Raw genomic sequence first — 17451 nt, 5'->3', positions numbered from 1 at the left:
GGTGGTCGCCCACCAGCCCGGCCGGCTCCTGCCGACGATCCGCTCGCGCTGCCGCCGCCTCGACATGGCCCCGCTCGAAGCCGGCGTCGTCTCCGGCGCGCTAGCCGAATTCGGCTACGACGACGATCCCGCGACCGCCGTCACCGCGGCCGAACTCGCCGCCGGCTCGATCCGCCGCGCGATCCTGATGGTCGAGAACGACGGCGCAAAGCTCTGGCGGATGATCGAGGGCCTGACGCGCGGCATCCCGAAGCTCGACGTCGCGGCGCTCTACCAGCTCGCCGATCTCGTCACCCAGCGCGGCGCCGACGATCGCTTCGAGATCGCGCTCGACTTCCTGACCGACCAGATTGCCGCCCGCGCGGCTGCGGCCGCCGAAACCGGCCGTCTCGGCCGCGCCGCCGCGCTCGCCGAAGCGCTGTCGGCGATCCGCAGCCTGCTCGGCACCGCCGACGCGCTCAACCTCGATCGCAAGGCAGCCCTGATCGCGGCCTTTCGCAGACTTGCGGAAGCAGCCGATCATTGAGTAATCCCTTGGCCTGAACCCGATCTGAACCCTGACGGGACCGCCGCCGGCCCCCGCCGCCCGAACCGGCCCCGAGGACGCGAAATGACCAAGCCGACCTATTTCATCACCACGGCCATCGACTATCCGAACGGCCGTCCGCACGTCGGCCACGCCTACGAGAAGATCGCGACCGACGCGCTCGCCCGCTTCAAGCGCCTCGACGGCTACGACGTCCTGTTCCTGACCGGCACCGACGAGCACGGCCTGAAGATGCTGCAGACCGCGGCGAAGGAGGGTCTGTCCGTCGCGGATCTCGCGACTCGGAATTCCAGCGTGTTCAAGGAGATGGACGCGCTTCTTCAAGTCTCCTACGACGATTTCATCCGCACCACCGAACCCCGGCACTACGCCTCGGTGCAGGAGATCTGGCGCCGCATGGAGGCGAACGGCGACGTCTACAAGTCGACCTACTCCGGCTGGTATTCGGTCCGCGACGAGGCCTACTACGCCGAGGCCGAGACCGAACTCGGCAGCGACGAGGTGCGCCGCGCGATTACGACCGGCACACCGGTCGAGTGGACGGTCGAGGAGACCTACTTCTTCCGGCTCTCCGCCTATCAGGATCGCCTGCTCGCCCATTACGAGGCGCATCCGGAGTTCATCGGCCCGGCGACGCGCCGCAACGAGGTGATCAGCTTCGTGAAGGGCGGCCTCGAGGACCTGTCGATCAGCCGGACGACCTTCGACTGGGGCGTGCCGGTGCCGAACGATCCCAAGCACGTCATGTACGTCTGGGTCGACGCGCTGACCAATTATATCACCGGCGCCGGCTTCCCGGACGAGGCCTCGGACAAGTACAAGAAATACTGGCCGGCGGACCTGCATGTGATCGGCAAGGATATCGTCCGGTTCCACGCCGTCTACTGGCCCGCGTTCCTGATGTCGGCGAACCTGCCGCTGCCGAAGCGGGTCTATGCCCACGGCTTCATCTTCAACAAGGGCGAGAAGATGTCGAAGTCGGTCGGCAACGTCGTCGACCCGTTCTCGCTCGCCGCCGCCTATGGCGTCGACCAGATGCGCTTCTTCTTCCTGCGCGAGGTGCCGTTCGGCCAGGACGGCAGCTACAGCCACGAGGCGATCGTGGCGCGCATGAACGCCGATCTCGCCAACGACCTCGGCAATCTGGCGCAGCGCTCGCTGTCGATGATCGCCAAGAATTGCAATGGCGTGCTGGCCGCGCCGGGCCCGCTGGCCGAGGCGGATCAGGCGCTGCTCGCCCAGGCCGATGCGCTGCTCGCGACCGCCCGCGCCGCTTTCGAGACGCAGGAGATCCACCGCGCGCTCGAGGCGATCTGGGCCGTGGTCGCGGAGGCGAACCGCTATTTCACCGCGCAGGAACCCTGGGCGCTGCGCAAGACCGACTTCGCGCGCATGGAGACGGTCCTGTGGGTCACGGCGGAGGTGATCCGGATCGTCGCGATCCTGACCCAGCCGGTGATGCCCGACTCGTCGGCGAAGCTGCTCGACCTGCTCGGCCAGCCCGAAGCCGCGCGCAGCTTCGCGGCGCTGTCGACGCGCATCGCCGGCGGCACCACGCTGCCGGCGCCGACCCCGGTGTTCCCGAAATACGTCGAACCGGCGGACGAGACCGCCGGGTGAGGGGGCTCGCGCGGGCCTTCAGAGGCCCCGCAACCCTTTCGCGGCACGCCGATTGCTACCCTTTCCCCGGCGCGGGCGTTCGTCTCGTGCGATCGCCGCGTCAGACCGGCCGATCTCGACCGAACGCCGTTCCGCCCCGATCCCGACCGAGCAAGCCCCCCATGAGCCTCGTCGACAGCCACTGCCATCTCGACTTTCCCGACCTCGTGGCCGAGCTCGACGATGTCGTCGCGCGCGCGCATGCGGCCGGCGTCGCCAAGATGGTCACGATCTCGACCCGCGTGAAGCGCTTCGATCAGATCCGCGCGATCGCCGAACGCCATGACAGCGTCTGGTGCTCGGTCGGCACGCATTGCCTGCATGCGGCCGAGGAGCCGGAGATCACGGTCGACGATCTCTGCCGTCTGGCCGAGCATCCGAAATGCGTCGCCATCGGCGAGGCCGGCCTCGACTATCACTATGAATCGAGCCCACGCGACGTTCAGGAAGCCGGCTTCCTGACCCACATCGCCGCCGCGCGGATCATGCAGCTGCCGCTCGTGATCCATGCCCGCGAGGCCGATGCCCGCATCGCGGAGATCCTCGAGGACGAGACGGGGAAGGGCGCCTTCCCGGCCGTGCTGCACTGCTTCTCGTCCGGCCGCGATCTGGCCCTGAAAGGCGTCGAGCTCGGTCTCTACGTATCGTTCTCGGGGATTCTCACCTTCAAAAACTCCGAGGATATCCGCGCCATCGCGCGCGAGATCCCGCTCGATCGTCTGCTGGTCGAGACAGACGCGCCCTATCTCGCGCCGCCGCCCTGGCGCGGCAAGCGCAACGAGCCGGCCTATGTCGCCAAGACCGCGGCGGTGCTCGCCGAGGTCCGCGGCGTCTCGGAGGCCGAGATCGCGCGCATCACCACCGAGAATTTCCATCGGCTGTTCTCGAAGGTTCCGGCCTGAGCCGAACGCCAGACCCGAACACCAGACCCGAACAATCGACCGACGCCACCCGAACCACGAGGCACGGATCCCGATATGACCGGCGCGACGCTGACCTTCCGAATTCTCGGCTGCGCCTCGTCGCCCGGCGTCCCCCGGATCGGCAACGACTGGGGGGCCTGCGATCCGTCGAACCCGAAGAACCGTCGCCGCCGGGCCGCTCTGCTCGTGACCAGGACCGATGCGGCCGGCCGGATGACGCGCGTGCTGGTCGACACCGGCCCGGATCTGCGCGACCAGATGCTCGACGCCGGCGTCGACTGGATCGACGGCGTGCTCTACACGCACGCCCACGCCGACCACATCCACGGCATCGACGACCTGCGCGCCTTCGTGCTCAATCGCCGCCGCCGCGTCGACGTCTATCTCGACGCGCCGACCTCGGCGCGCGTGCGCGAGGCGTTCGATTACTGTTTCACGACCCCACCGGGTTCGAGCTATCCGCCGATCCTCAACGAGCATCGCATCCGGCCGGGCGAGCCGGTCACGGTCGAAGGCGAGGGCGGTCCGATCACGGCGATGCCCTATCGCCAGGTCCACGGCGAAATCGACAGCCTCGGCTTCCGCTTCGGCGCCATCGCCTATTCGCCGGACGTCAGCGACATCCCCGAAGAGAGCTTCGACCACCTGCGCGATCTCGACGTCTGGATCGTCGACGCACTGCGCTGGAAGCCGCATGCGAGCCATTTCTCGGTCGACGAGTCGCTCGGCTGGATCGCGCGCATGGCGCCGAAACGCGCGATCCTGACCCACATGCACACCGAGCTCGACTACGAGAAACTCGCGGCCTACGTGCCGCCCGGCGTCGAACCGGCCTATGACGGCCTGACGTTCAGCGTGCGGGACTGAGGGGTTCGGAGGTAAGGGCCTCCCCCTCATCGCCATCAGGTCGATTATACTGACATATCAATATTATACACGTCTTTTCTCACGCGAACCACGCCCGACCGGGTTCGACGCGGCACACCAATGCCGAAAACATAGCTGATATATCTGTATATAATCGGATGTCAGCTCGCAGTTGGATCCGGGTCCACCAGGTCGAACTCGACGGCAAACTCCCGCAGTGTCCGACCCGCGATGGTCGTCTCGATCGCATCGTCGGTCACGAGCGTGCCGCCCCAGGCACGATAGGCCCGGATCGCCCGCGCGTTGTCCGCCAGCACCCACAGATGCGCAAGGGCGAAGCCACGGTCCCGAAAATGTCTTGCGCAGACCTCGAACAAGGCGCGGCCGACACCCAGACCCCAGGCGTTCTCGACAAGATAGATCGCATGGATCTCGCCCTGATCCGTGCGCGGCGCCTGCCGACCGCGGCCGGCGCTGACGAAGCCGACCGGACCCACCGCGGTGGTCGCGATCATGAGCGCGTCGTCCGGGCCATGCCGGTCGACGACCATCCGCCAACGCGCCAGCCGATCGGCGATATCGAGCCCGGCGAGATAGGCGGCCGGCAGCAGCTCTCGATAGGCCGCTTGCCATGACCGCACATGGATCTCGGCAATAGTCGGCAGATCGTCCGCCGTGGCCGGCGCGATGTGGAGATCGACGGGTGCGACGGACGACATCAGTGTGGTTCCAGCGTGCCGAGACGGCCCAGAGAGAGAGAGAGAGAGAGAGAGAGAGACGTTTCGAGACGTTTCGGCGCCATATTGGCGCACTACAGCGCCCGAAGGCACGCTTTACCGAGCCCGAAACGGAGGCCGCAGAACCATAAGGAGCCCAAAACACCCATTCAACGCATATAAAATTATTCCATAATCATCCTTATGCGAATCAAGGATGGGCAGACACGGGCCGATGGGCTCCGCGATCTGGTCGCCTGTCGCCGTCGCGATCTCGCTGCCTTTGTCTTATCCCGGTCGCCCCGTTGCCGGCTCGACCTCGCCGCCTTGCGCAGACGGCAGCGCAGGCCGCGCTCCCCTGTCGGGTGCGCCGACCGATCGCCTTGCATGGCGCGATACCGACGGATCGCCGTCGTCAATCTCACGCCCGCCGAACCGTCCTTGCAGCACACCGGGCGCAGTTGCCCTCCGCGCTCTGCGGCGAGCAGACGATCGGCTTGCGACATCCGTCATCCATCGGGTCGGCATCCATCGGGTCGGCGCGACGGTTCGGCCGCCGTCGATCAAAGCACCATGTCGCGGTCGAGCGGAAAGATCGGCCGACGCGCGCGGCGATACGGCAGCTTGGTCAGATCCGGCGTGCACAAGGCGCCGCTGTCGGCGACGATCACCTCGCCGGCGATCGGCTCGAACGACGCCCTGAAGTGCTGCATCGACTTGACCGTCACCGAGCGATAGCGCTCCGGCGCGATGCCGAAGGCGCGGAACTGTCCGGTATCGAGCAGCTGTGCGGCATTGGCGATGACGAGCACGTCGATCCCGCCGATCCGGACGACCGCCGTCGACCCGAAGCTGCCCTTCAGCCCCGCCATCATCGGCCCCTCGCCGCGATAGTCCCCGGCAAAGAGGCCGACCAGCGTCGCCGTCACGTCGAGCGGCCCGCCGCCGAAGCTCGGATCGGTCTTGCCGCCGAGCGCGAGACGGACGGTCTCGCCGGGCTTGGAGCGCGACAGCGTCGCGACGGCCTCCGGATCCACCAGACCGCCGAAACAGGCCTCGGTCGCGCCCGCCGCGATCAGCGCCGCCAGCAGATTGGTCGAGTCGCCATAGGCGCCGCCGCCGGGATTGTCGGCATAGTCGGCGATCACCAGCGGCCCCTTGTCGGCCCGATAGTCGCGCGCCCTCCCCGCCGCTTGCTCGACCGTTAGATAGGTGTTGACCACCTCGTTGCGCCGGTTCCAGATATCGTCGGCGATCTCGCGGATGAAGGCGCGATGCCTGGCGTGATCGCCCTGGCAGGTCACCAGCACGGTCGGGCCGACCTCGGCGATATCGGCATTGCCGAAGGCGCCGTTGACCGATACCGCGAACACGTCCGGCTCCTGCTCATAGGCCACGGCCCGCGCGAGCCGATCGACCATCGGCCCCTTGTCGGTGCGCCCGCCGGTCGCCTCCTCGAGCATCGGCCGATGCTCGCGCAGCGTCACGGGCCGAATCTCGCCGGCCATCGCACGCGCGAGAATCTCCGCCGCCTGATTGCCGCGCTCGCGCATGTCGACATGCGGATAGGTCTTGTAGCCGATGACGATCTGCGCGTGCGCGACCATCGCCTCGGTGACATTGGCATGCGGGTCGAGCGTGATGCCGATCGGAATATCCGGCCCGAGAACGGCGCGGATGCGCGCGATGAGCTCGCCCTCCCCGTCCTCCAGGTGCTCGGTCACCATGGCGCCGTGCAGGCCGAGCAGGACGCCGTCGATCGCGCCGCGATGCGCCGAGACGGCATCGACGATGATGCCGGCGATATGCTCGTAGGCGGCTTCGGTCACCGGCCCGGACGGCGTCGCGCCGGTGCTGATCGGATGGACCACCTTCCAGCCCTCACGCCGGGCGACATCGAGGAATCCGGCAAGCGGCGTATTGGCGTCGCCGCGTTCGGCGATCGCGGCCTCGCCCTCGTAATAGTAGCGCTCGTGGAACGCCTTGAGGTCGGTCCTGCGGCAGGAGAACGTGTTGCTCTCGTGCTGGAACTCGGCGGTGAGCACCGTGAACGACATGGGGAACGGCTCCGAAATCTCAATCGAGCGGGTGATGGCAGGCGACCGGATGACCATGCGAGGCGGTCAGCGCCGGCTTTTCCGTCCGGCAGCGGCTGCTCGCCTGTGGACAGCGCGCCACGAAGGCGCAGCCCGGCGGGCGATCGAAGGCGCTCGGGATCTCGCCGGTCAGCCGCGCGACTGTCTTGCGCCGTGCCGGATCGGGCACGAAGGCGCTCTCCATCAGCGTCCGCGTATAGGGATGGCGCTGCGGCGCGTCGGGCGACGGCAGGATCTCGACCACCGAGCCGAGGTACATGACGACGATCCGGTCGCAAAAGTAGCGCACGAGCCCGAGATCGTGGGAGATGAACAGGTAGGTGAGCCCGAGCCGCGCCCTGAGATCGGCGAGCAGCGTGATGATCTGCGCCTGGATCGAGACGTCGAGCGACGCTGTCGGCTCGTCGAGCACGATGAGATCCGGCGACAGCGCAAGCGCGCGGGCGATGCCGACGCGCTGCTTCTGGCCGCCGGAGAGCTGGTGCGGATAGCGCGAGGCGAGTTCGGGCGCGAGCCCGACCATCTCGAGCAATCGCGCCGCCTTCTCAGCCGCCTCCGCGCCGGAGAGCCGCACGCGCTGCACCCGCAACGGCTCGAGCACCGCGTCCTGCATCGTGAAGCGCGGATCGATCGACGAATAGGGGTCCTGAAACACCATCTGCATGCGCCGGCGCTGCTGGCGCAGTGCCGCCGGCCCGAGACTGGCGAGATCGGCGCCGTCGAACAGCACGCGCCCTCCGCTCGGCGGCATCAGCCGGAGCACGAGCCGCGCCAGCGTCGACTTCCCGCAGCCGGATTCGCCGACCACGCCAGTAACGCCGCCGCGGGGAACATCCAGCGTCACGCCGTCGACGGCCCGCATGGTGCGCTTGCGGCCGAACAGGCCGGCGCGCGAGGTGAAATACTTGGCGACGTTGTCGAGCCGCACGATCGGATCGGACACCGGAGCAGAGATCGGATCAGGCATCGGCCGCCTCCAGCGGGTGCAGGCAGTAGGCCGTGCTCGCTCCCCTGCCCGATCCTGCCGGCACCGTCGTGCCGCAATCGGATCGCGCGACTGCGCAGCGCGGATGGAAGCGGCAGCCGGCGGGATAGGCGATCGGCGTCGGCACCATGCCGGGAATGCCGACGAGCGTGCCCGCCGCCTGCCCCGCCTCCGGAATGCAGCCGATCAGTGCCTTGGTGTAGGGATGTCGCGGCTGGGCGAAGATCGCCTCGACCGGCCCTGTCTCGGCGAGCCGGCCGGCATAGAGCACGCCGACGCGGTGACAGGCCTGCGCGACCACGCCCATGTCGTGGGTGATCAGCAAGAGCGCGAGCCCCCGGCTCGCGACCAGATCGCAGAGGATCTGGATGATCTGCGCCTGGATGGTGACGTCGAGCGCGGTGGTCGGCTCGTCGGCGATGATCAGGTCCGGGTCGCCGGCGAGCGCCATGGCGATGACGACGCGCTGCTTCATGCCGCCCGAGAGCTGGTGCGGATAATGACCGTGGATGGCCGCCGCCTCGGGGATCCGGAGCTGGTCCATGAGTTCGAGGCTGCGCGCCCGCGCGGCAGCCGGCGACAAGCCGGCATGCAGCCGCGAGACCTGATCGATCTGCGCGCCGACGGTCTTGATCGGATCGAGCGAGGTCATCGGGTTCTGCGCGATCAGCGCGATCCGGCCGCCGCGCAGGCGGCGGTAGGCCGGTTCGGCCAAGGTGGTGAGATCGAGCCCGTCGAACCGGACCGCACCGGCCGTGATCCGCCCGCCGATGAGCGGCAAGAGGCCCATCAGCGTCGTCGCGGTCAGCGATTTGCCCGAACCGGACTCGCCGACGAGGCCGAGCACCTCGCCGCGGTCGAGCGTGAAGCCGACGCGATCGATCAGCGGCACGGTTCCGATGGCAACCGAAAGATCCTCGACGGCGAGAAGGCTCATCTCAGCGCTCCTTCAGCCGGTTGCGGATGTCGAGCGCGTCGATCAGCGCATCGCCGAACAGGTTGATCGCCACGACCGTGATCGCGATGGCGATGCCCGGAAACAGGATCACCCAGGGCGCCAGATAGATCTGGGCGACGCCGGAGCTCATCAAGGCGCCCCAGCTCGGCAGCGGCGGCTGCGCGCCGAGGCCGAAGAAGCCGAGCGTCGCCTCCAGGATGATCGCATCGCCGGTCGCGAGCATGCCGGCGACGATCACCGGCGTCAGCGCGTTCGGGATCAGATGCCGGAGCAGCAGATGCGCGTGGCCCGCGCCGAGGCTGACTGCGGCCTCCACATAGGTCTCGCCCTTCAGCGCGATGATCTGGCTGCGGGTCAGCCGCGCGAACTGTGCGAGATAGCCGATCGTGATCGCGACGCCGGCCGAGGACAGGCCCGGCCCGAGGATCGCGATCAGCACCAGGGCGATCAGGATCTCGGGAAACGACCAGGTCAGGTCGACCACCGCCATCAGCGCGCGGTCGACCCATCCGCCCGCGTAGCCCGCGACCGCGCCGATCACGAGGCCGATCAGCACCGACAGCGAGATCGACGTCACCGCGACGCCGAGCGAGACGCGCGCGCCGAATATAATGCGCGACAGGAGATCGCGGCCGAACTCGTCGGTGCCGAGGAGGTGCGCCGCCGAGGGCTCCATCATGGCGTCGCCGAGGTTCTGCGCCGCATAAGGGTAAGGCGCGAGCCAAGGCGCCGCGACTGCGGCGGCGATCGCGATCACGAGGATCGCCGCGGACGGCGCACCGCGGGGGACGCGATGGCGGTGCGGAGGGCGGAGAGCGCGGCCATGTCAGCGCAATCCGTTGCGGATGCGCGGGTCCATGGCGGCCTGCGCGAGATCGCCGAGCAGCGTACCGAGCATGACCGCGACGCCGAGCATCAGCAGGCAGCCCTGCACCAGCGGGTAGTCCCGCTGATTGAGCGCGGAGATCAGGAGCGAACCGAGGCCGGGGCGCGCGAAGACATATTCGATCGTCACCGCGCCACCGACCACCCAGCCGACCTTGAGGCCGAGGATGGTCACGACCGGCAGCAGCGCGTGGCGCAGCACATGGCCGAGGTAGATCTGTCGCCGGCTGAGCCCCTTGGCGTGCAGCATCATGACGAAGTCCTGCCGGGCGACCTCGACCATGGCGGCACGCGTGACGCGCGCGATCAACGCGACGCCGCCGAGCCCGACGGTCAGGACCGGCAGCACCAGCGCATCGAGGCTGCGGGCGCCCGACACGGGGAACCAGCCGAGTTCGACCGCGAAGACGAGGATCAGCAGGAGCCCGAGCCAGAAATTCGGGATCGTCGCGCCGGCGAGGATCAGGCCCATGACCGAGCGGTCGAACCAGCTGTCCTTGAAGAACGCCGCCGCCGCTCCGATCGAAACGCCGACCACGGTCGAGAAGAGGAGCGCGAGGCCGCCGAGCGCCAGACTATGCGGCAGATTGGTGAGGATCAGCGTCGCGACCGGCTGCTTCAGCACGATCGCATCGCCGAAATCGCCGTGGAAGACCCGGCCGAGCCACACGCCGTATTGCACGACGAGCGGCCGGTCGAGCCCGAACTTCGCGGTCAGCGCGGCCCGTCGCTCGGGCGACGAGCCGATCTGCAACATGTTGTCGATCGGATCACCCGGCACCAGGTGCACGATGGCGAACACGACCGCCGACATGGCCAGGAAGACCGGAATGAGCAGCAGCAGACGCTTGAGGAAATAGCCGAACATCCCGGTCGATCCCAATGGCCCTTACTTGGTCACGTCGGCGTCGAGGATGGTCTGGCTGGTCAGGCGCGTGCCGCGGATCGCCTCCGGCAGCTTCAGCCGCTTCGTCGAATAGGCGAAGATGTTGGCCGGCTCGTAGATCGGGGCGAAGGCGTACTGCGAGAGAATGTACTCGTGATACGCCTTGAAGTTCGCGACGCGCTCCTCCCAGGTCTTCGACTTGGTCATCGCGATGACGTTGAGCTCTTCGGCCTTCGGATCGTCGAGCATCGAGACGTTCGGATAGCCGAGGCGCTTGCCCGAGAAGAACCAGTCGATGATGTCGGCGTTGGTCCAGGAATAGGACCGGACCGCGAGCTGGTGCTCGGTCTTCTTCTTGTACTGGGCATTGATCGAGGAGGCGTCGAAGACCGTGATGTCCGCCTGGAAGCCGACATCCTTGAGCTCGGCCTGCACGGCCTCGGTGATGCGCTTGAACTCGGTGCCGTTCGAGGTCCAGAGCTTGACCTGGAGCTTCTGGCCGTTCTTCACGCGCACGCCGTCCGGACCCATGGTCCAGCCGGCCTCGTCGAGCAGCTTCTTCGACCGCGCCGGATCGTAGGAGATCGCGAACTTCGGATCGACCTTGGATTCCTGCAGGGACGAGATCAGGAACTGGTTCGCCGGCGTGCCGACGCCGCCATAGAGCGTCTGCCAGATGGCCTTCTGGTTGATCGCATAGGCCGCCGCCGCGCGGACCTTGATGTCGGTGAACGGCTCGACCGTGACGTTGATCGGCATGTAGACGATCTCGGTACCCGGGATCATCATCACCTTGACCGTCTTCTCGGCCTTGAGCCGCGGCAGGAAGTCGGTCGGCACGGTATAGAGCAGGTCGACGCCGCCGGTCTGCAACTCGAGGAAGGCGGTCGAGTCCTCCGCGATCTCGCGCACCGTGATCTTCTTGATCTTGGCCGGGCCGCGATTGGCCGAGAGGTCCGAACCCCAGGTGTAGTCGTCGTTGCGGGTCAGCACCGTCTGCTGGCCGACAGTGAAGGACTCCATCTTGTACGGCCCGGTGCCGATCGCCGCCGTGACGCCGAACTTGTCGCCGAGCTGGTCATAGGCCTTCGGCGAGGGCACGCCCATGAACGACGAGGCGAAGTTGAACAGCAGGTTCGGATCCGGTGCCTTCATGTGAAAGCGCACGGTCAGATCGTCGACCACCTCGACCTTGTCGATGTTGGCGACCATGTAGGCGTTCTCGGTGCCCGCGAATTTCGGGATCCACCACTCGATGACCTTGGCGTTGAACGGCTCGCCGTCATGGAACTTGACGCCCGGCTTCAGCTTGAACGTCCACTGCATGCCGTCCGGGGTCTGTTCCCAGGACTGCGCCAGCGCTCCATGGAAGCTCTGATCGGCATCCTGCAGCAGCAGGCGGTCGAAGATCAGCGAGTTGGCGCTGTTGAGCTTCGTGCCGGTGATCGGGTTGTAGGAGGGCGCGCCGACCTCGCGCGCCGTGACGGCGAAGGTCGCTTCCTGGGCCTTGAGCGCCGTGCCGGAGACGGCCAGCGCCGAGACCGTGAGCAACGCAATTCTCGTGAAATGCCGCATGATGCTTCTCCCCCCAAAAGTGGAAATGGCCGTGAGGTGTCTCCGGTGATCAGGTCTCGGGCCCGTGGGCGTCGCCCACGTGGCCGGTGAAGCGGGCATAGAGCTGCGAGACCCGCGTCATGCGCGCCTCGACGCTCGGGCCGATCTCGATCGAGACGGCGTTCATCATCAGGTTGATGAGGCTCGCCATCTGGGCGGTCGAATCCCAGAACAGGTTGAATTCGGTCGGCACGACGAACATCTCGTCGGCGAGCTCCGCGCCCCAGTCGCAGAAGGCATCGGTGACGAGCGTGACCGGGATGCCGCTCGCGCGGGCCTCGCGGGCGAGAAGCCGCGCCAGCCGCGAATAGCGCCGCGCCTCGAACATCACGAGTGTGGCGCCCTCGGGCTCGGTTGCCAGGATCTCCGCGAAATGGCCGCCGTCGAGGTCGAGCAGCTGCACGCCGTCGCGCAGATACTGGAGCTGATGGGCGAACATGTGCGCCATCGCCCGCTCGGTCTGGAACCCGACCGCGAACACCCGACGCGACACGGAAAGCCGCTTTACGAACGATTTCCAGCTCTCCGACTGGGTCAGCTCGTAGACGGCGACGAGGCCGGCCATCTCGAGCTGCAGCGACTGCGCGAGCGCGTTTTCGCCCGCAAGCGCACGCGCCTGGAACGCCTTCAGCCGATCGGAGATCAGCCAGGGCCGATCGCCGATGTCCTGCTTCAGCTGGCTCTTGAGATCCTTGAAGCTCGCATAGCCGAGCGACCGGCAGAAGCGGCCCACGGTCGGCTCGCTGACGCCGACCTTGGCCGCCAGCGTCGTCGCGGTCTCGAACGGCACGCTGCCGGTCTTGGCGAGGATGTAGCTCGCCAGCGCCCGGTCGGCCTTCGACCCGGTCGTCAGACAGGCGCGGAGCCGATCTCTGAGCGTCCCTTCCATCCGTGATCTCCTCTGGCGGCAAGAGTGAAAGTTTTCTTTCAAAGCGTCAATAGAAGATTGTTTACTTGCAAAATTTGAGCGTTCGGGTCATTTCCTGAGCAGCGGCTCCGAGCCGGCGCGCCAATGCGGCCCGTCGGCAGTGGGCCGCGCGGATGAGCGGGTCGATATGGCGACATATGATTTTGCGGTGATCGGCGCCGGCGTTTCCGGCGCCTCGGTGGCCTACGAGCTCCAGAACGAGGCCAGCGTCGTGCTGATCGAGGCCGAGGCGCAGCCGGGTTACCATTCGACCGGCCGCTCGGCGGCGCTCTACACGCCGAACTTCGGCCCCTCCGTCGTCCGACGGCTGAATGCGGCCGGCCGCCGCTTTTTCGAGGAACCGCCGGAGGGTTTCGCCGAGACCCCGCTCCTGTCGCCGCGTGGCGCGCTGACCATCTTCAAGACCGACGACGAAGCCCCGATCGCAGCTCTGCTCGCCAACGGCACGGCGCGCGATCCCATCCACCGCATTTCGGTCGCCGAGGCGCTGCGCCTGGCGCCCGTGCTGCGCCCCGAGGCGGTCGGGGCGGCTTGCTTCGAGCCCGGCGTGACCGACATGGACGTCGCCGCGATCCACCAGGGCTTTCTGCGCGGCTTCCGGCAGCGCGGCGGCACGCTTCGCCGCGCCCAGCCGGTGACCGCGCTGGTTCGTGTCGACGGCGAATGGCGCCTCACCGCCGGCGACGAGGAGATCCGCGCCGCAACCGTGGTCAATGCCGCCGGCGCCTGGGGCGATGTGCTCGGCCGCATGGCCGGCGCGCGGCCGGTCGGCCTGGTCCCGAAGCGTCGCACCGCACTGGTGACCGAGGGCCCGGACGGCCTCGATCTCCACGCCATGCCGCTGGTCGAGTTCGCCGGCGACGCGCCCTACCTGAAGCCGGACGGCGGTCGCCTGATGGCCTCGCTCGCCGACGAGACGCCGGTCGAGCCGCAGGACGCGCAGCCCGACGACATGGACATCGCCGTGCTGGTCGACTGGCTCGAGAGCCACACCCATGTGACGGTCCGCAAGGCACCGCGCACCTGGGCCGGCCTGCGCAGCTTCGTCGCCGACAAGAACCCGGTCGTCGGCTTCGATCCCGAGCAGCCGGGCCTGTTCTGGCTGGTCGGCCAGGGCGGCTACGGCATCATGATGTCGCCGACGCTCGCCCGCATCGCCGCCGCGCTGGCGACCGGCCGCCGCCTCCCCGCCGATATCGCCGCCGCCGGCATCGACCCCGCCGATCTCGCGCCGGACCGCTGCCGCGCCTGACTGTGGCTCCGCCCAGCCCTCAGACCATCCGCGGCAGCACGTCGGTCGCCCCGCCGCGATCGAGGATCCGGTGTTTCAGCGCCCCCGCCACATGCAGCAGGACGAGCGCGAGCAGCAGATACGCCGAGTACCGGTGCAGCGCCTGGAACACCTTGAACGCCGCGTCGCTCTTCGGCAGCAGCTCGGGCAGATGCGCGACGACGAAGAACGGCACGCCGTCGCTCTCGACGAAACTGCTCGACAGCGCATAGCCGAAGAACGGCACGAACAGGGTCAGCACGATGAGCGCGCGGTGGGTCGCGTGTGACAGGACCCTCTCCCACGCGGACAACGCCGTTGGCGCCTCCGGCATGAGCCGCGCATGGCGCCAGCGCAAGCCGAGATGCACGATCGCCAGCAGCCAGACCAGCACGCCGAACTGCTTGTGGTTCGGATAGAACAGGTTGGCGGTCGAGAGATCGCTCTCCGGCAGCCGGGTCATGTACCACCCCGACGCCAGCAGGCCGAGAATCAGCACCGCGCGCAGCCAATGCAGCACCCGGATCGAAAGCGGATAGCGGCTGCGAATTGCGTCCATCGCCGTGTCGGCCGTCATAGCTGTCCCCTCACCTCGCACGACGCCCACCCCGCCCGTTCACCCGTGCCTCAGCAGCAATGACACCGCGTCCGTGGCGATTGCCGCGAGAAACGGTCGAGGTTCGATGGAGATCGCCGGCGCCGCACCGGCGTCCTGCAGCCGCGGCGCCCCGCGAGCCGCCGATGCCGGTCGCCCGCCCCGCCCGCGATCCGCGCCGAAACGGCGGCCGGCATCGACCATCCACAGCCCGTCGAAACCCGATTGACCCTGTCCGCGACGTCTCGTAAAACGATTTACGTAAATCGTTTTACGAGCCCGCGCCGAGGTTCTGTTGCGCAAGACCGCCGCCACGAAACCCGCCACCATGAAGGACGTCGCCGCGCGCGCCGGCGTGTCGGTCGCGACGGTTTCCAACGTGCTGGCCGATCGCAAGCCGGTCGATGCCGCGCTGGTCGCCAAGGTCCGCGCGGCCGCCGCCGCGCTCGGCTATCAGGTCGATCGCGTCGCCTCGCAACTTCGCTCGGGCCGGGCGCGCATCGTCTGCGTGCTGGTGCCGAGCCTCGACAACCCGTTCTTCACCGGCCTGATCGCGGCGATCGAACGCGCGGTACGCGACGAGGGCTACGACATCGTCCTCGCCAGCGGCCACGACGACGACGCGGTCGAACGCGCTCGGCTCGCGGCACTGCTCTCCTGGCGTCCGGCCGGGGTCGTGGTGGTGCCGAGCACCGACGCCTTCGCCGGCCGCGACCTGCTCGAGGGTGCGCGCGTGCCCTATGTCGTGGTCGACCGCGTCGCCGACGATGTCGGCTCGGACGTCGTCACCGTCGACAACGAGGGCGCCGGCCGCCTCGCGGCCCGCCACATGCTCGAACTCGGCCATCGCAACCTGCTGGTGGTCGCCTCCTCGCTCGATCTCGCCAACATCCGCGAACGCGTCGCCGGCATCGCCGGCGCCTATGCCGAGATCGGCCTGCCGCGCCCGCCGGTACTCGAGGTCGGCCTGTCCTTCGAGGAGATCGACGAGCGCATCGATCGCTATCTGGCCGCGCAGGGCACACCGACCGGCGTCGTCGCCCTGACCAATTTCGCCACGATGGGCGCGATCGCCTGCCTGAACCGGCTCGATTTCGCCGTGCCCGACGACATTTCAGTGCTCGGCTTCGACGACTACGCCTGGATGCGCATCTCGAAGCCCTCGATCACCGCCATCGCCCAGCCCGTCGATGCCATGGCGCTCGCCGCCTGGGAGCGGCTGCGCGCCCGGATCGACGGCGTGTCCTCGAGCGACACGCCCAGCCATCCCGACCGCCTGAAACTCGGCTGTCGGCTCGAAATCCGCCAGTCCGCCAGGGCTGTCGGCCCGTCGCTCCTCGGAGCGGACGGGGCAGACGACGTGGGACGCAAACAAACCCACGCGGTGCAACGATGAAGGGAGGAATTCCATGTCTCGATATGAAGTCTCGCGCCGCAGCGCCCTGAAACTGATGGGCGGCGTCGCCGCGGCCGGTGCATTCGGCGGCGCGACCGGCGCCATGGCCGCGGGCAAGGCGCAGATCGCCACGGTCGTGAAGATCGGCGGCATCCCGTGGTTCAACGCCATGGAAGCCGGCATCAAGAAGGCCGGCGGCGAACTCGGCGTCGACGCCTGGATGATCGGCCCGACCCAGGCCGACGCGGCCCAGCAGGTCCGCGCGGTCGAGGACCTGATCGCCCGCAAGGTCAACGTCATCTGCGTCGTGCCGAACGACGCGACCGCGCTCGAGCCGGTGTTCGCCCGCGCCAAGGCCGCCGGCATCACCGTGATCACCCACGAGAGCCCTGACCAGAAGAACCACGACTGGGACATCGAGCTGACCACCGTCACCGGCTTTGGCGAGCAGCACATGGAAGCGCTGGCCAAGGCCATGGGCGGCGAAGGCAAGTACATCGTCTACGTCGGCTCGCTGACGGTGCCGCTGCACAACGCCTGGGCCGATGCCGCGATCGCGCTGCAGAAGGCGAAGTACCCGAAGATGCAGCTCGTCGCCGACCGCTTCGGCGTCGCCGAGAGCCTCGACGACAGCTTCAAGACCGCGCAGGACCAGATGCGCGCCAACCCGGATCTCAAGGGCATTCTCGCCTTCGGCAGCCAGGGCCCGATCGGCGCCGCCAAGGCCGTCGAGGCGCGCGAGGTGATCGGCAAGGTCGCTGTCGTCGGGCCGTTCTCGCCGGGCCAGGGCGCCAAGTACATCAAGTCGGGCGCCATCTCGGAAGGCTACATCTGGAATCCCATGCTCGCCGGCGAGGTGATCGTGCGGGTCGGCGACATGCTCGCCAAGGGCCAGAAGCCGGCCGACGGCATGGAGATCCCCGGCCTCGGCAAGGTCAAGGTCGATGCCGAGAAGAAGTTGATCCTCGGCCAGAAGCTGCAGGCGATCAACAAGTCGACCATCGACGAGCTCGTCGGCATCGGCCTCTGAGCCTGCCTCCGAGCCGGGTGTCTGCCCTCGGCGGATAGCCCGACATGGCCCGCGTCTCCCGGCCAAGACTGGCCGGGAGCAACGCCCCCCTGCTGC

At 67.9% G+C, this 17451-nt stretch carries 16 protein-coding genes; 7 read left to right on the top strand and 9 right to left on the bottom strand.

The annotated features are described in order from the left end of the window. Nucleotide 1: 1 nt before the first annotated feature. From ABS361_07635 to ABS361_07620, 4 genes are all read left to right on the top strand, one after another. Nucleotides 2–526: a hypothetical protein gene (locus ABS361_07635; GenBank protein XBY47008.1), complete on the top strand. Its 525-nt coding sequence runs from the start codon at nucleotides 2–4 to the stop codon at nucleotides 524–526. 84 nt (nucleotides 527–610) lie between these two features. After that, nucleotides 611–2167: a methionine--tRNA ligase gene (gene metG, locus ABS361_07630; protein ID XBY46093.1), complete on the top strand. Its 1557-nt coding sequence runs from the start codon at nucleotides 611–613 to the stop codon at nucleotides 2165–2167. A 161-nt stretch (nucleotides 2168–2328) separates the two neighbouring features. Next, complete coding sequence (locus ABS361_07625) at nucleotides 2329–3108, top strand: TatD family hydrolase (protein XBY46092.1); 780 nt, start codon at nucleotides 2329–2331, stop codon at nucleotides 3106–3108. A gap of 75 nt (nucleotides 3109–3183) precedes the next feature. Then, entirely contained in the window at nucleotides 3184–3996 is an 813-nt protein-coding gene (locus tag ABS361_07620; GenBank protein ID XBY46091.1) for an MBL fold metallo-hydrolase, read from the top strand. Nucleotides 3997–4157: 161 nt separating this feature from the next. Here ABS361_07620 and ABS361_07615 read toward each other — a convergent pair whose 3' ends face one another. The 8 genes from ABS361_07615 to ABS361_07580 form a co-directional block, all read right to left on the bottom strand. Then, a complete protein-coding gene (locus tag ABS361_07615) occupies nucleotides 4158–4715 on the bottom strand; it encodes a GNAT family N-acetyltransferase (GenBank protein ID XBY46090.1) in 558 nt (185 codons plus the stop codon). A 560-nt stretch (nucleotides 4716–5275) separates the two neighbouring features. After that, on the bottom strand, nucleotides 5276–6769 hold the full coding sequence (locus ABS361_07610) for a M81 family metallopeptidase (protein XBY46089.1): 1494 nt from the start codon (nucleotides 6767–6769) through the stop codon (nucleotides 5276–5278). A gap of 19 nt (nucleotides 6770–6788) precedes the next feature. Continuing rightward, a complete protein-coding gene (locus tag ABS361_07605; GenBank protein XBY46088.1) occupies nucleotides 6789–7775 on the bottom strand; it encodes an ABC transporter ATP-binding protein in 987 nt (328 codons plus the stop codon). After that, nucleotides 7768–8730 carry an ABC transporter ATP-binding protein gene (locus ABS361_07600; GenBank protein ID XBY46087.1) on the bottom strand — a complete coding sequence of 321 codons (963 nt, stop codon included), beginning with the start codon at nucleotides 8728–8730 and terminating at the stop codon, nucleotides 7768–7770. The genes ABS361_07605 and ABS361_07600 overlap by 8 nt, the downstream gene beginning before the upstream one ends. 1 nt (nucleotide 8731) lies before the next feature. Continuing rightward, nucleotides 8732–9514 (bottom strand): ABC transporter permease, encoded by a 783-nt coding sequence (locus tag ABS361_07595; protein ID XBY46847.1) that lies wholly within the window; start codon nucleotides 9512–9514, stop codon nucleotides 8732–8734. A gap of 63 nt (nucleotides 9515–9577) precedes the next feature. Further along, nucleotides 9578–10504 (bottom strand): ABC transporter permease, encoded by a 927-nt coding sequence (locus tag ABS361_07590; protein ID XBY46086.1) that lies wholly within the window; start codon nucleotides 10502–10504, stop codon nucleotides 9578–9580. A gap of 21 nt (nucleotides 10505–10525) precedes the next feature. Then, entirely contained in the window at nucleotides 10526–12097 is a 1572-nt protein-coding gene (locus ABS361_07585) for an ABC transporter substrate-binding protein (GenBank protein ID XBY46085.1), read from the bottom strand. Nucleotides 12098–12146: 49 nt separating this feature from the next. Further along, on the bottom strand, nucleotides 12147–13025 hold the full coding sequence (locus ABS361_07580; protein XBY46084.1) for a MurR/RpiR family transcriptional regulator: 879 nt from the start codon (nucleotides 13023–13025) through the stop codon (nucleotides 12147–12149). A 166-nt stretch (nucleotides 13026–13191) separates the two neighbouring features. Here ABS361_07580 and ABS361_07575 point away from each other — a divergent pair, with 166 nt between their 5' ends. Then, nucleotides 13192–14316: an FAD-binding oxidoreductase gene (locus ABS361_07575; protein ID XBY46083.1), complete on the top strand. Its 1125-nt coding sequence runs from the start codon at nucleotides 13192–13194 to the stop codon at nucleotides 14314–14316. 19 nt (nucleotides 14317–14335) lie between these two features. Here ABS361_07575 and ABS361_07570 read toward each other — a convergent pair whose 3' ends face one another. Beyond that, the gene (locus tag ABS361_07570) at nucleotides 14336–14911 is read right to left on the bottom strand and encodes a cytochrome b/b6 domain-containing protein (GenBank protein XBY46082.1); all 576 of its coding nucleotides are present in this window, start codon (nucleotides 14909–14911) and stop codon (nucleotides 14336–14338) included. 313 nt (nucleotides 14912–15224) lie between these two features. Between ABS361_07570 and ABS361_07565 the strand changes: the two genes are divergently transcribed. Then, entirely contained in the window at nucleotides 15225–16325 is a 1101-nt protein-coding gene (locus ABS361_07565) for a LacI family DNA-binding transcriptional regulator (protein XBY46081.1), read from the top strand. 103 nt (nucleotides 16326–16428) lie between these two features. After that, a complete protein-coding gene (locus ABS361_07560) occupies nucleotides 16429–17355 on the top strand; it encodes a substrate-binding domain-containing protein (GenBank protein ID XBY46846.1) in 927 nt (308 codons plus the stop codon). Nucleotides 17356–17451 lie beyond the last annotated feature (96 nt).

Source organism: Ancalomicrobiaceae bacterium S20 (genome assembly GCA_040269895.1).
Taxonomy (GTDB): Bacteria; Pseudomonadota; Alphaproteobacteria; order Rhizobiales; family Ancalomicrobiaceae; genus Methyloraptor; species Methyloraptor flagellatus.
Note: the sequence above shows the minus strand (reverse complement) of the source record. Positions and strands in the feature narration are given on the sequence as shown.

What these genes read in the sequence shown, in the direction of transcription:
- metG (XBY46093.1), top strand. Translation starts at nt 611, where the DNA reads ATGACCAAGCCGACCTATTTCATCACCACGGCCATCGACTATCCGAAC.
- ABS361_07625 (XBY46092.1), top strand. Translation starts at nt 2,329, where the DNA reads ATGAGCCTCGTCGACAGCCACTGCCATCTCGACTTTCCCGACCTCGTG.
- ABS361_07620 (XBY46091.1), top strand. Translation starts at nt 3,184, where the DNA reads ATGACCGGCGCGACGCTGACCTTCCGAATTCTCGGCTGCGCCTCGTCG.
- ABS361_07615 (XBY46090.1), bottom strand. Translation starts at nt 4,715, where the DNA reads ATGTCGTCCGTCGCACCCGTCGATCTCCACATCGCGCCGGCCACGGCG.
- ABS361_07610 (XBY46089.1), bottom strand. Translation starts at nt 6,769, where the DNA reads ATGTCGTTCACGGTGCTCACCGCCGAGTTCCAGCACGAGAGCAACACG.
- ABS361_07605 (XBY46088.1), bottom strand. Translation starts at nt 7,775, where the DNA reads ATGCCTGATCCGATCTCTGCTCCGGTGTCCGATCCGATCGTGCGGCTC.
- ABS361_07600 (XBY46087.1), bottom strand. Translation starts at nt 8,730, where the DNA reads ATGAGCCTTCTCGCCGTCGAGGATCTTTCGGTTGCCATCGGAACCGTG.
- ABS361_07590 (XBY46086.1), bottom strand. Translation starts at nt 10,504, where the DNA reads ATGTTCGGCTATTTCCTCAAGCGTCTGCTGCTGCTCATTCCGGTCTTC.
- ABS361_07585 (XBY46085.1), bottom strand. Translation starts at nt 12,097, where the DNA reads ATGCGGCATTTCACGAGAATTGCGTTGCTCACGGTCTCGGCGCTGGCC.
- ABS361_07580 (XBY46084.1), bottom strand. Translation starts at nt 13,025, where the DNA reads ATGGAAGGGACGCTCAGAGATCGGCTCCGCGCCTGTCTGACGACCGGG.
- ABS361_07575 (XBY46083.1), top strand. Translation starts at nt 13,192, where the DNA reads ATGGCGACATATGATTTTGCGGTGATCGGCGCCGGCGTTTCCGGCGCC.
- ABS361_07570 (XBY46082.1), bottom strand. Translation starts at nt 14,911, where the DNA reads ATGACGGCCGACACGGCGATGGACGCAATTCGCAGCCGCTATCCGCTT.
- ABS361_07560 (XBY46846.1), top strand. Translation starts at nt 16,429, where the DNA reads ATGGCCGCGGGCAAGGCGCAGATCGCCACGGTCGTGAAGATCGGCGGC.